6 protein-coding genes and 2 pseudogenes are annotated in these 12,758 nt (G+C 53.9%); 1 reads left to right on the forward strand and 7 read right to left on the reverse strand.

What is annotated here, in order from left to right:
* Nucleotides 1-578: 578 nt before the first annotated feature.
* Together LSO07_RS18025 and LSO07_RS18030 are read right to left on the reverse strand one after the other, a co-directional pair.
* Nucleotides 579-1,892 (reverse strand): hypothetical protein, encoded by a 1,314-nt coding sequence (locus LSO07_RS18025; RefSeq protein ID WP_151096072.1) that lies wholly within the window; start codon nt 1,890-1,892, stop codon nt 579-581.
* 415 nt (nt 1,893-2,307) lie between these two features.
* The gene (locus LSO07_RS18030) at nt 2,308-2,637 is read right to left on the reverse strand and encodes a hypothetical protein (RefSeq protein WP_151096075.1); all 330 of its coding nucleotides are present in this window, start codon (nt 2,635-2,637) and stop codon (nt 2,308-2,310) included.
* A gap of 569 nt (nt 2,638-3,206) precedes the next feature.
* On the opposite strand from LSO07_RS18030, the gene LSO07_RS18035 reads away from it, so the two are divergent.
* Nucleotides 3,207-3,638 carry an OB-fold nucleic acid binding domain-containing protein gene (locus LSO07_RS18035; RefSeq protein WP_151096078.1) on the forward strand — a complete coding sequence of 144 codons (432 nt, stop codon included), beginning with the start codon at nt 3,207-3,209 and terminating at the stop codon, nt 3,636-3,638.
* Nucleotides 3,639-3,723: 85 nt separating this feature from the next.
* On the opposite strand, the gene LSO07_RS18040 is transcribed toward LSO07_RS18035, so the two are convergent.
* The 5 genes and pseudogenes from LSO07_RS18040 to LSO07_RS18060 form a co-directional block, all read right to left on the reverse strand.
* Nucleotides 3,724-7,476: a hypothetical protein gene (locus LSO07_RS18040; RefSeq protein ID WP_151096080.1), complete on the reverse strand. Its 3,753-nt coding sequence runs from the start codon at nt 7,474-7,476 to the stop codon at nt 3,724-3,726.
* A gap of 605 nt (nt 7,477-8,081) precedes the next feature.
* Entirely contained in the window at nt 8,082-8,879 is a 798-nt protein-coding gene (locus tag LSO07_RS18045; RefSeq protein WP_191909707.1) for an SOS response-associated peptidase family protein, read from the reverse strand.
* A 371-nt stretch (nt 8,880-9,250) separates the two neighbouring features.
* Nucleotides 9,251-10,681 carry a DUF6602 domain-containing protein gene (locus LSO07_RS18050; protein WP_151096086.1) on the reverse strand — a complete coding sequence of 477 codons (1,431 nt, stop codon included), beginning with the start codon at nt 10,679-10,681 and terminating at the stop codon, nt 9,251-9,253.
* Between the two features lie 166 nt (nt 10,682-10,847).
* Nucleotides 10,848-11,123: pseudogene (locus LSO07_RS18055) on the reverse strand (OB-fold nucleic acid binding domain-containing protein); the annotation flags it as partial.
* A gap of 34 nt (nt 11,124-11,157) precedes the next feature.
* Nucleotides 11,158-12,326, reverse strand: a pseudogene (locus LSO07_RS18060) (IS3 family transposase).
* Between the last annotated feature and the right edge of the window lie 432 nt (nt 12,327-12,758).

Here is a 12,758-nt window from a genome sequence, read left to right on the forward strand (position 1 = left end):
GCTCTCAGCGCTGAGATACAGCAGTGCAGTACTTGCGGGCGGTAGACACGCGCACCGCGTTGGTCTGCAAGCGACTGGAAGAGGTCAATCGAGGTCGTGTGGTTGGGAGTCTTCACGAACGTCACTGCTGCGGCTTCTGCAGGCGTAGCGGGCGTGCGAGCTCGGCCTCCTCGTATTGTTTCTACCCGCGCGAGCAAGTTCGCAGTCCCCACCTCGGTCATCAACGAAGTGGCGAACTCGGCCAGCGGCCGAAGCGCGTTGGGACTCGCTAAGTCGAACTGACGCGCGAAGGTCAACAGGTCTTTCAAGTCGACCGCCTCGACGGAGGTGGCTCCCGGCGTCTGCCTGGTGAGGTGATGGCGACCATTGACATTCATGGAGTCGCCAATTACTAGAACGCGGCCATCTCGGTTTGGCGCCACCGTTCGGGCGGCCGCAAGCCGCTGTTGTACTTCCATGCCTGGTTTGCCGTGGTGAATACGGTTTTCGTTCGCTAGTAAACATGCGGTTTTCGTGGCTCCCGCTTGAGGAACAAGCAATCTCAGTGCGCCGCTTACACAGCCCTAGGCTTGGCCGACCTAACTAAAAAACCACTTCGCCAACTTGACTAAAACGGACCTAAGCCCCTCTTGTGCTGGAATCTGCTTGGGTACTGGCGCACTCTGCGGTGGAAAAACTGAACTTCTAGGCTGGACTGGTTTGGGTGGAACCAAAGTCTTAGCTGCCTGTGCTGGCACGTTCGCGACTGATGAAGGCTCGGTCGGCAACGATTGCGGCGGGAGAAGCGGTTTGAGTGGCAGTACCGGTGGCGATAGCGGTAATGGTGGCGATGTAGACGAAATAGAAGGCGGTATCGGTCGAACCTTCGGCCTCGATATTTCCGGAGTTGTTGGTTTCTGATACGCCGGCCGCAGCGCCCTCACTGCAACCCCAGCGTCGGAATTCTGTCGAATTGCGCCCGAGTCAGGCCCTACAGAATGCGTTGGACTGGTGACTGCTGTGGCTGCAGTTGGCGAGTGTCCAGGTTTTTGCCTTGTGGTGTCTTTATGGGTAGAGGCGGGTTTAACTGCGTGCGAAAGGACTGCCGTAGTTGGCTCATCGGCGTTGCCGTTGGCTCCCCCCTGCTCCGGTTCCATCTGCATCTCTTCAAGGAGATGGTTGAGTCCGTCACCTATCCATGAGGTATCGGCCGTTATTCGCTTGAACTCTTCCTCAGAGAACGTAAGGGGATTGGGATTACGCGCAGGGACCAGTGGGGCCTTCCCGGCGCCGGCCGCACCGAACAACTTGTTAGCTTTACCCTTGTTCACGAAGTACTTTGCTAGCTTGCACTGCCCCGGCTGCAGCCACGTTGTGGTTAGCTTGGAGCGCGGGGGCTTTTCCACAATAAAGCGGAGCACGAAGACGGGCTTAGCCGTAGGCCGCACCACGAAGTCAATAAAGGTGAGGAGGATATAAGGGACCGCCCATACAGGGAGGCCCGAATATCTCCAAATTCCGAACTCGTCTGCCTTCCGGAGAAGTAGTGAAAAGACAGGGCTGGTGACTGCGCCTTTCCCCGTCAGCGAGGTTAGGAAGGTGAAGGCGCGCCGCAGATTTTCAGCCTGAAAAAATTCGTGTTTCAGCAACGCGGCACGCTCTGCGGACAGTTCCTGCGGAACGTTCTTCAGCCAGCTATACGTTGGATGATATTGATACGACAGAGAACAACGAGAGTCTTCGTCAGGATGGGCATAGTGGTTAAAGCTCGCGGTCTTAACCATACTGTTTGCTGCAGAGATAAATAAATTCTCGCCGCAAGCCGGACAGGTCGCTTGTTCACTTGGCGCCGTCTTCTGGCGCTGGAAAACTCCAACAGGGACCAGCCGGTTTTTGAACAGTGCAATTTCCATAAATGCAATATTATTAATAAAGTCATGACGCAGAATTGTAACCCCAATTGCTTGGCAGGGGCGCCTTCGATTTGAGAGCCGCTGCAAGGGGCTTTTTGTTCGAAAGTCTGGCATTATTTGACGACAAAATCAGCCGGAGAATCCCTATGACAGCTAGGGGATTCGTGCATGCGTACTCTGGCCTCGCTATCCTTACTGACTCGGCGTTCAATATCCGAGTCAGGCCGGGCGGAAGACTCTGCGATGTCGGAGGTGGGCGCGGGTGCGCCCGCTGTTGTAATGCGCTGGGGCTTCAACAACCCAACTGGTCCTAACTACCGCGGAGTAGCATTTCGGTCGGCACAACCCGGTTGATTCCAAACGAGTCGTGTACATCAGAGTACTTCAAAGCGGTTACCTCGCCGGCGGCAAACCATCATTTTTCGTCGATTCCCTGCATTACCACAGCATCCACCGCGTCCTTTGACTCCCTGGTCACGGCCTTCTTTGCCGCAAGGACGCGCTTTAATGGAGCCATGGTCTCCCTAGAAGGCTTCGGCTTCTCCGACTTCGCGGGAGATTTCTGCGCAGCGACACGGAAGTTCTCCGGCTTCGTGGTGTCGATTCCGATGACTCGAAGGTAGCGGCTCCGGTCTCGAGACTCCAGCCGTAAGGCTATCTCGCTCAAAATTGCCAGAAGCCCTTTGAAATCAACCCTTCTTCCGGTTTTTGGGTCGCTCCAGGTCCGGCCTTCTTCTTGCAGCACGATTACTCTAGCACCGAGTTCGCGACATCAATCATCCGCCAAATTAGGGGGGAGTACGGTTTTCCCGCGTCTCATTCCGCTTCTTTTACGCTCCTGGCGTATACCTCAAGTTGGCTGAAGTGCCATGAGCCCGCAGCTTTCCTGACCGCGCTGTTGAACAGTCAGTCGAGGGGTTTCTACTGGTGTTCCTTCCTCGTGCAAGATGCCTGCCGCCACGGCGTCGTGGTGCGCCCTGTCGATATGTCCGTTAGCAATTGAGATGCACAGCTTGAATTCCTTGCAAAAGGTTCGCAGCCGGCCGTTCGTCTGGGCCTCAACAACATTAAAGGCCTTGAGCAAGAGACTGCCTGGCGCACTGAGTAGGCGCGCGCCATCCAGCAGTTCGAAACCACGGCCGACCTAGCATCACGGGCGAATCTGAATGCATGCTACCTTAACGCACTGGCGAGCGCCAGCGCCCCGGAATCGCTGTCAGGCAATCGCCGCCAGGCACTGAGGGAGGGCAGTTGCCAGCGTGCTTGGCAAAGGGCTCCTACGGTCCGCTACGGTGATTGAAGAGCCTGTCAAAAATGGACGCGCCGAGTGAAGCCGAAAATATCGTGGCCGACTACCAGCACCTGGGCTTAATGCTGGGACGGCATCCGCTCGCGCTCTTGCGCAAGAGATTCGCCGCCATGAGGTTCCTCCCGGCAGAAATCTTGAACCAATTCGACAATGGGCGATTGGCCTGCAGCTGCGGCATCGTCACCGTTCGCCAGCGACCGGAGACTGCCAACGGTGTGATATTCGTGACCATTGAAGATGAATCCGGCACCGTGAAGGTCATTTGCTGGCCCAACCTTGTCGAGCAGCAGCGCAGGGAGCTGATGGGTGCCAAGCTACTTGACGTCTACGTAGTGTGGCAGTGCGAGCGCAACGTACGGCACCTGGTTGCAAAGAGGCTTGTGGACCTGAGCCACTTGCTTGGGGAGCTGGACACCAAATCTCGGAATTTCCATTGAATGCGAGGGAGGACCCACCTTGATATGGCATCGGGCGCCAGATTGCTGCCGCCGCAAAGCGGACAGGCAGCTTCGGATTGACGGGTCATCCTCGCAGTTCCTGCTGCGCTGCTCGCAAATCTGCTTCTTTGCCCTGACGAACCCAGCTTTCAGCAATTGCTGCTAGCATTGCTGCGGTCCGTGGGTACTGAGACATGGCCGAGGCCCAACTACGATATTGTTCAGCTAGGCCACGTTCTTGTTCGCCACCCTCTCCCAGTTTTCTAGAGAAGGCTCCTCGCATATTGATGCGCTCAGTTTGGATGCCACGCTCGATATTATTGGCGGCGCTCTCCTCAAGAACGCGTCTAACCGATTGGTGTGGCCAAGCACCATCTTCGACACTTGGAGGAGAGTGGGCTAACCAGCGGCCTATGCTTAAGTCCGTAACCGTGGCGCGATGATGGCTAAGCGCCTGTTGACGTACTTCATTACACCATGAACTTAACGCATCAAAATCGACATCTTGCCCTACCTGCCCGGGTATTGTTGATAGGTTGCGCAGTAATTCTCCCGCTGCGCGTGCTAGTGCCAGCGCCGATGAGTCGGGGGAAGGTTGAACGGCATCCGCGTTATCTGGTTTGTAGACAGCACATACGGCATCGATAAAAAGTGAAGGGCTTTTTTTAATCAAACTATGTAACGCCAAGGGCCGTTTGCTCTTTCGTAACACAGGCAAGAGGGCAAATTCTCTGCTGGCCAAATCGTTTTCATTGACATCATCTCGGGTGGACAATGAATCGAGAACTTTACCCACGTAGTGGCCGAAAATCGGCCCAATATTATGCTCGGCTGCGTTGACTTCTTTTAAGGAAAGGTCCAGCAATCGTAAGAGGGTTGAGGTGGGTACATCCTTTACTCTACGCACCGCAACTTCCAGCGCACCGAGTGCACGGCCGTGCCCCACGTACGTTTCCAGCAGAAATGCCAAATCTTCAATAGAGCCCGTGAATACGGGTGAAAATTTTTGCTTCCAGTATTCGTCTTCGATTTCTTTTCCTAACGCGGAGATGAATTCCCAAGTAATGCGAGTTTCGTTCAGGCCGACCAAGAGTGACGCAAATTCCTTCGGGCTCAAGTCGACTGATATGCAGAGTGATTGAACATTAAATAAAAAATCATAACTGAATTTCCGAATACCGTGTGCTACGAAGAATGCTGCAAGAGCAAAGGCATTTCCACGCTCTACAATCAATAGGTAAAGAGCTTCCTCGATATCTTCGACGGCAAGGTCTAGTCTGGACAACGCCTCTTGCATTTGAAGTGGTAGTGTTGAGACGTTTGCCAACCTAATCAAGCCGGCGATACCACGTTCTCTGAAGACGCCTGACAGCGCGGAAAATCTCGCGTCCTCAATCGCTTTCATGGGGTCGTGTGTATCTTCCACGAGTCCAGGTACGGAAGGTATCCATTCGTCGAATAACCATTTGGCGACGGTAACCTGGTCCTGTGGGGAATATTTTTCGACCAAATCTTCAAGCCTAGCAATGTTCTCCGTATTCAGTGCCCAATCTGCATCAGCGAAAGCACGGTTACGGTTTGTTTCTTTTCTTAGAACATCCCATATGGCTGAGTTGCCGGCTAACGATTCACGATTCAGCACTGGCTCCATAGCCTTCATAACGACCTCAAAAGCATCGGGCTGCAACTCTCTCAACCTGTCAATCAAGGCAATCCACCGTGATTCATCGGTACCCACATACTCAACCGCACGTTGGACCACCAATAGTTCACTTGACCAGACGAGAGCGTAATTAAGCTCTTCACCTCCACCAGGTTCTGCCTCACCGAATTTTGGTCTTGCCGTGTTGCAGGAAATGGCTCGATGATTTGGGAGAAGCTTCTCAAGTAAGGGCCAGGCGATATCGGGAACAGTTCTAATAAGCGCGTCTAAAATTCCGTTTCGCTGGGCTGCTGTCGCATTGGTGTTTGGATTCCAGGCTAAGAAAATTTCTCGCAGGCTGTTGATTGGCCGATTAGACAATGAGCCACCTGGGTCAATTATCGCCAACTTTGCAAGGCAGATTGCTACACGAAGCAGATACTTGAAGTCCCATGCGAGTACCTCCAAGGAAAATAGCAGCCCTGTATGGTGGCTTTCGGGGGTGAAAAAGGATTTTGTTTCCTCGAAAATTGGTTTGATGCTAGCGCCGTCACCCTCGAGCATCTGCTCGAGGGCCTCCAGAAAAGGGTCTGGGGCAGCCTCAGCCAAGAGAGGCATGTTTTCTTTAAAGCTTGCAAAGAATTTATAGTCCAGTAGCCCTGGCAAAGAGCCCACCAAGCTGTTCACGAAAGCTTTCGGTGTCGACCCTCTAACGGAGAAGTTCGCTTCTTCATGCAAGACGCTCATGTGCAGTAGTGTCGTCATGACGCCTTCCTTCAGCCAGCTGCTGTAGGCCTCCTTTTTTTCTGAATTTAGTTTGAATAAATCTTCGGGACGGGGCCTTTGCACTTCCTCAGAAAATAGAAGTTTGGTTTGCTTTTCGAAATGTTCAAGATGTTCCTGTCCGATATACCGAGCTAGGTGTAAAAATGCATCGACAGATGAGCGCATGGCCCACACATCACCAACTTGGTCGACCGGTGGGTCATTGAGCCAAGATAGTTTGCGAAGTGGTGCCTCTACAGTCTCATACTTATCTTTGCCCGCTAGAGCGACGAGAATGCTTTTGTCTGGTTCGGAAGCTTGCCATGCGCCTGCTAGCATAGCAGGCATCAGCGTTTCAGCATGAGCAACCCACTCGGGTAATTCGGCGGTGGCACTAGGAATCTGGCGGGCAAGGACGGCTAAGCTGCGCCCGCAACGTCGGGCTCTGTCGTAACCTTCAGACCTGAATCCCATCACCTCAAGAGCTGCGCCTAGTTGCGTGCTGTTCGGACGGGCCAGCACAACATGATGCGATGCACGCGGCTCCGCTACTCCCGCATTAATAATGGTTGTGCCGGCTGATTCCAGCGTTCCTGCCAGCTTGCGCGCCTGCCCTCGCGGAAGGTAAATTAATCCGTTTCTGGTTTTAAGAAATCGTGCGGCTTGTTCACTATCAACAACCATCATGCGCGAATTCAAATATTTTTGTATCTCTTGTGGAGCCTTGCGAACTACTGCAATCGCAAACGCGATGACTTCATCAGGCGTATCGGCGACGTAGGCTAGTTTGCTTCCTTTTTCACAGAGTTTTCTCAGCAATGCTTCTGCTTGAGCTTCTCGTCCAGCAAGTAGCACTTCTTCTACTAGCGGAGGACTAAATCGTTGCGAATACTCTTCCCAAAACTCGTCTGCGCTTGATGCACCCGTTTGAGGTACGAAACCGAACTCTTTAGCGTATCGTGCCGCCACTGCTGGATGCTCATCAAGCCAATGTTCAAACTGTACGCCATCGATATACCGCACGTCGCGCCACTCTTTTAGCGCCTTCTTTTTAGCGACCCAGTTCTCTCGCTGCTGTGGCGTTTTGTTCCAACTGCGTGGGGTGGCAAATACAAACGTCAGCTCACTTCGTTCTTCCTGCGTCAATGCTGCGGTACGCTTTTTGTATTCGCCATTCGCCTTGCGCTCGTAGTCCTTATCGAGTCCGATTTCCCAGATAGAGCGGCCAGCCGGCACGAATGCGTCACCGCGTTCGCACTCTACAAGTCCGTCGTAGCCTCTAACTTGGCCCTTGTCTCCTTGCGGGAAACGGTAAGACGATAAATTCTCTGCAGATGCTCTGACTAAGTCGAGTACGACACCAGGAAAGTCTGACTTTGCATTCAGTTTTTCGGCCCATTGTTCAAGCCCTAGAGCGCTAAGCCATTTCATAGAGAGTCCTTATTCTGATTGTAATTGGAACTAGGGTTTGCGTACTTGCAGCTCCTGACGGCCACAGTGGGGCTTGTTTCCATGCTATCACCTGATTCGACCTAGTAGTTATGTACCGAAAAAATTGTATTAGTTTTCGGCCACTCAGGTGCGCTTTCACTGTCCAGCTTCAAGCTCGGGAACGACCTGTGTAGTAATTGTCCTGTAGGAGACCAGTGCGATTTTCATGCATCAAATTACCGGCATCAGTAAGTAGTATGTCGCAGACGGTGCTGGTATCGCGTCATGCTCCTTCAAGCATCTGCCTGCGTCAGTTACGGAGTCGCGATTCCATAGATTTCCAGCCCGGACCTAATTACCGACACGCTATTTACCCAAAACCGGTCGGCGAACTGTCGATGCGCAGTACGTGTTGGTATTTATCCACTGGGTTACGAAAGGACATAACAAGAAGTATGCTTAGCTTGGGCGCTAAAAAGCTTGGCGTACGGCCAGCTCGAGAATCGGATGACAGTTCGTACTTGCTACTAGCTTCACAGCCAGCAACGACGTAATTTAGCCTGCCAGCCCAACACGAAACTTGTCAGTTTCGCTTTGTGGCCGACTTAAAATAGACATGCCTGCAGCGCAACTTGAGTTGTCAGAGCAGGACCCTGAGCATCCTCTACGTCGTCGTCCAAAGCTACCTTCGGTGCCGCAAACGCGTGCAGCTCTGTCGCTGAACGCAGCTCAATGAGGACTCGCGCAAACTCTGGATTTGTCGAGCTTAGCCAATCATCGTAATATTCTGGTCGAAGAATTGCTACGCCTCGTTTCTCTTCCCCTGGCCGATGGAATCGCTTGAGTAATGGATGGTCGTCGGCATTCAATGTGAAGTGAGTAAAGCTGTGAGTGATGGTGCCATCTTTCTCTTCCCAAGTTCGCCACATCCCAGGCAGCCCAATAGGCTCGGCGCCGGCGAGCTCGATTGCCCAGCGCTCGTGCAAGCCCGTTTCCCAGTTCGGTTCGAATACCCTTAGCGCGGGCACGATGCACAACTGCTGCTGCAGCCAAAACCGCTTATAGTTGAGCTTGCTCCCAACTTCTTCCGCGCGCGCGTTCATCGTGTCCATCCGAATGCGTGGAGGCTCCGGTGTCGGCTTCCCTTGAGCCAGAGCCTTTGCTACCTTCGTGTCGAATTTAGCTTTTTCTTCCGGCGTCAGCTTCTTGAATGGGCGATGTCGCTGTGGCACGAAGCCATATGAACCAACCAAGCCTTTTCGGTTTCCCTGGTCATCGTGGACGATAAACGGCGCGAAGCGGTCTTTATAGACTTCATCGCGCCATTCGTCGTTGACTTCCAGGGGGGTCTTGAACCAGTCGAACGAAATTTGGCGAGACACCGTGATGTAGTTGACGCACATGTCTAAGCTCCCTGGTGAGTACTCATCTGCATGCGCTAAGGCTAACATAAAGGGGCTGCTGCCAGCTTGGAAGGAAACCACTCAGGCTGCTGCGGAAACAGAGTGTTCTAATCGCCGCCGCTATCCATTCCCAAAGTTACCACCGATTCGAACCGGCCACCGTCATCCTATCGCGTTGAACGCTCCCACTCGTTCTCGTACAGCGCGTCGGCTCGGGCTTGTGAGCTTTAGCGCATTTTTCAGCAGAGCGAGGTGGTATGCTCTTGGCCAACGGCCGAATTCGGTCACTTGCGCACGTCGCCAGCGCATCTTCGCAAAGCAGCACCGAGCGGCGCCGCATGTCGTGCGGGCCGCTCTGCAACCGGTGCCCTCTATGAATCAGTGACGAGTTCTTCAGCACTGATTTGGCCGCTACGGTACCCGTGAAACTTATCGACGAATCTGTCGGAACCTATTGGGGTTCCAGTCCAGATGAGGTCATTATGTACGTGGCGTGGTTGCCAAGTGTCAGCGAATAATTGCACAGACTCTGCAGCACTTAGGTCATGCAGGAGGGGCCAGAACAACTCAAGCTGAGTGCGTTTTGCGGTCGGCTCGATGTCGAGAAACATGAGGATGTCGTAGATGAACGCCGCGGTCGTCATATCTTCAGCTTCGATGGTCTCATACCACTCCATGGCTGGCTGCGGATACGCAATTGCTGTGTCTATCGCTCTCTTGCATACGTTCCGAACAAGATGACGTTTTGGAACGCATATCGCCTGAACTCCCTGAAAGAGATATTGATGTTCTCGTGTGAAAAGCCCGTTAGGCATTTGGCTGTTCTGAAAATTTTTTACACGTTGGGCTATTGTCTTCGATTTTTCATACTCCGATTCGAACGCAAAAATTCCTTTAAATATTGGCACACGCGGTGGGGCAATGCGCATAACTTCGTCAAGAATCTCGAGGGCTTCGTCAAGCGGCTGAGTTCCGAGTGTGGTCTTAACTTCTATGACAGCCCTTACCGCTGCTGAAGGGACGACAACGATGTCGCCGTCTCGGAATAAAGCACCGTAGCGATGTGCGTCCCAAATGATGATATCTAGCTGGCGGGGACAGTTTTCCAAAAAACCGGTGCTGACCTCATATTGTTGTGGGACGACTTGGCGTAGCAAGGAACGCAGAAGGCCCTCTCGATAGCTTCCGACGGTCCCAGTATGTTGAATTAGGTGGTCGATACGGCGGCTTTTGACCAAAAGCTCTTCGGAAAAGGTAGCCAAATACCGGCGCCGCTCGGTGTATTTATTAAGCAGTTCAGACTGGTTGTACCAAGTTCCGCCTTTGTCCTTAGTCACTGTCGTGACACCTGTGCTGGCACACATCCGAAGGACGTCTTCGACCAAATCGTGGTCGATTTGCTTGTTGTCATCAAGCTTTTCTCTTATCTCGTCTATACGTAGCCGGTACAAAGGTGCAGCACGCAGAGCCGATAGAATTGCCTCTTTGATATCGAGCCAGGATGCGCTATCAACGACAGCGGCTCCAGGTGACACTCTCGTTTTGTCGAATTGAATAAGGATGGCACGGCCAAGGCGTTCGGGGTACGCGTCGAGAGGAAATTCGTCGCATGGTTTTGCGAGCTCTGTTGGCGGGAAGACGACGAACCACTTCCCGTTCCGCTCTACGATTGTTCCGAACCGTGATTCCTCTATCGATGTGTCTGGTAGATAAACGAATTCCCCATTGACGAAATCGTTAGCTGAGTACGGGGGGACGAGCAAATGTCGTTTTTGTTCGGTTGGGTCAGTGGGAACCGCCATTGTTAAATGTCCTCTTGTGCGCGGGTGGATGGCCTATTGTTTCATACGACAGTGCCAGAAATATATCGCATGGGGATGTCCAAAGCTACAACAATATCCGGTTAAAAGGCGTTGAATCTTCTTTACCGAGATGTCCGCTCTGGGCGAAAGCGGCCGTTCGACAGGCCTACTGGAAATCCCGCGATTTTGTCGGAATTTCACCGAGCAGATGACTAAGGTCTACTAGGCGCTTCGCGACCAAGTGCCTCACACCGCTTTCAGATTGCCATATGCCGTAGACGCCCAACAGTTCAGCGCTCATAACCTCCCGGCGGTATTCCTCGACGAGGCTAGGCCAACAAATGACGTTGACGGTCCCGTGTTCATCTTCTAGGGTGATAAATACCACGCCCTTCGCCGTACCTGGTCGCTGACGGACGGTGACGATGCCGCATGCGCGAGCGTGAGGTGTACTGTCAATAGCGGACACTCTTGTTTCAAGCCACCCGTGGCTGTTTGCTGAATTTTTCAGCGAACAACGCGGGCGGAACATTGCCGAGGCGCGAATGGCGTCGCTGGCGGTTGTAAAAGCTTTCGATATATTCCTGTATTGCGGCTTTCGCGTCGGCCCGGGTGGCATAACGTTGATGGTGCACCAGCTCGTTTTTCAAGCTGCCCCAGAAGCTTTCCATGGGCGCGTTGTCATAGCAGTTCCCCCGGCGCGACATGGACGGCTTCATGCCGAACTGGGTCACCAGTTTTTGATAGTCATGGGCGCAGTACTGGCTGCCACGGTCGGAGTGGTGAATCAGGCCCGGCGCGGGGCGTTTGTTGCGCACGGCCTTCCACAGCGCCGTTGCCGTCAGCGTTTGCGTCATACGCTCGTCCATCGCGTAGCCCACCAGCTCGCAGGTGAACACGTCCTTGATACCGGCCAGGTAAAGCCAGCCCTCGCCGGTGGCCACATAGGTGATGTCGGTCACGCAGGCTTCGTTCGGACGGGTCGGTGCAAAGGTCTGATTGAGCAGGTTGTCGGCCACCGGCAAGTCATGATTCGAGTTCGTGGTGGCCTTGAACTTGCGCTTTTGCTTGCAGCGCAGGGCGAGCTCGCGACGCAGCCGGACGATACGGTCACGGCCGGCCGGAAAGCCTTGCGCCGTCAGTTCCGGCTGCATGCGCAACGGGCCATAAGTCTGCCGGCTCTGCGCGTGCACGGCCTCGATGGCGACCTTCAGGCGCGCGTCGTCCTGCGCCCGCTGTGACGGTTTGCCGTTCGCCCAAGCGTAGAAACCGCTGCGCGAGACGCCAAAGACGCGGCACATGACGGTGAAAGGAAATTCGAGTCGCAAGGTCTTCATGACCGCGTACTTGGCAGCGACTCCCGCGCAAAGTACGCTGCCGCTTTTTTTACGATATCGCGCTCCATGCGTGCCTCGGCAAGCTCTTAGCGCAGCTTGGTTACCTCAGCCTCAAGCTCCGGCACGGAGCGGCTACCAGGGGCCACTTTGGGCGACGTGCCGCGCCTTGCCGCACTGACCCAGTTGGCTAGCGTGCCCTTGGGAATGGTGAGACGCAACGCGGCGTCTTCCAGCGTCAGGCCTTGTGTCAGGACCAGTTTTACCGCTTCTTCCCGAAGCTCCGGTGTGTATGTTGTTGAGCGTGTCATGAGTTCTCCAGTTGGTGAAGTTTACCAAACTAGAGTGTCCGAAAAAGTCAGGGTACCTCACGCCGTATGCCTCCCTAGCATTGGTCATCTCACACCCCAAGCGAACTCATTTACGAGCGCCACCTGCTCGCAGCCCCGCCCTCAAGCAATGCCATCAAAGGCATGCATTTCCATGCCTACAAAAAATTGCGCAACGGCAGGCGCGCCAGTGTGTTGGCGGCGATTGGCGGCAAGGTGCCTGCGGCACCGATTGCCAGGAGTGCACTGGAGATAGAGCGATATTGCGCTGGAAGTTTGGACTGGGATAACGCCTACAGCGGATAAAAGCCCTTGCTAGATTGCCTTGTGGTGCCGAGCGCGCGGAACCCAGACGGCTTAGGGCTGATTGAGGATGGTAGACCCAAGTTCATGCCTGAGGCGCCGCGTGTATTC

The sequence above is a fragment of the Janthinobacterium sp. PLB04 genome (genome assembly GCF_021165895.1).
In the GTDB taxonomy this organism is placed as follows: Bacteria; Pseudomonadota; Gammaproteobacteria; order Burkholderiales; family Burkholderiaceae_D; genus Janthinobacterium; species Janthinobacterium lividum.

Bases quoted from the DNA above. Each gene is read 5' to 3' on its own strand.
- LSO07_RS18045 (WP_191909707.1), bottom strand. From the start codon at position 8,879: ATGTGCGTCAACTACATCACGGTGTCTCGCCAAATTTCGTTCGACTGG.
- LSO07_RS18025 (WP_151096072.1), bottom strand. From the start codon at position 1,892: ATGGAAATTGCACTGTTCAAAAACCGGCTGGTCCCTGTTGGAGTTTTC.
- LSO07_RS18035 (WP_151096078.1), top strand. From the start codon at position 3,207: ATGGACGCGCCGAGTGAAGCCGAAAATATCGTGGCCGACTACCAGCAC.
- LSO07_RS18050 (WP_151096086.1), bottom strand. From the start codon at position 10,681: ATGGCGGTTCCCACTGACCCAACCGAACAAAAACGACATTTGCTCGTC.
- LSO07_RS18040 (WP_151096080.1), bottom strand. From the start codon at position 7,476: ATGAAATGGCTTAGCGCTCTAGGGCTTGAACAATGGGCCGAAAAACTG.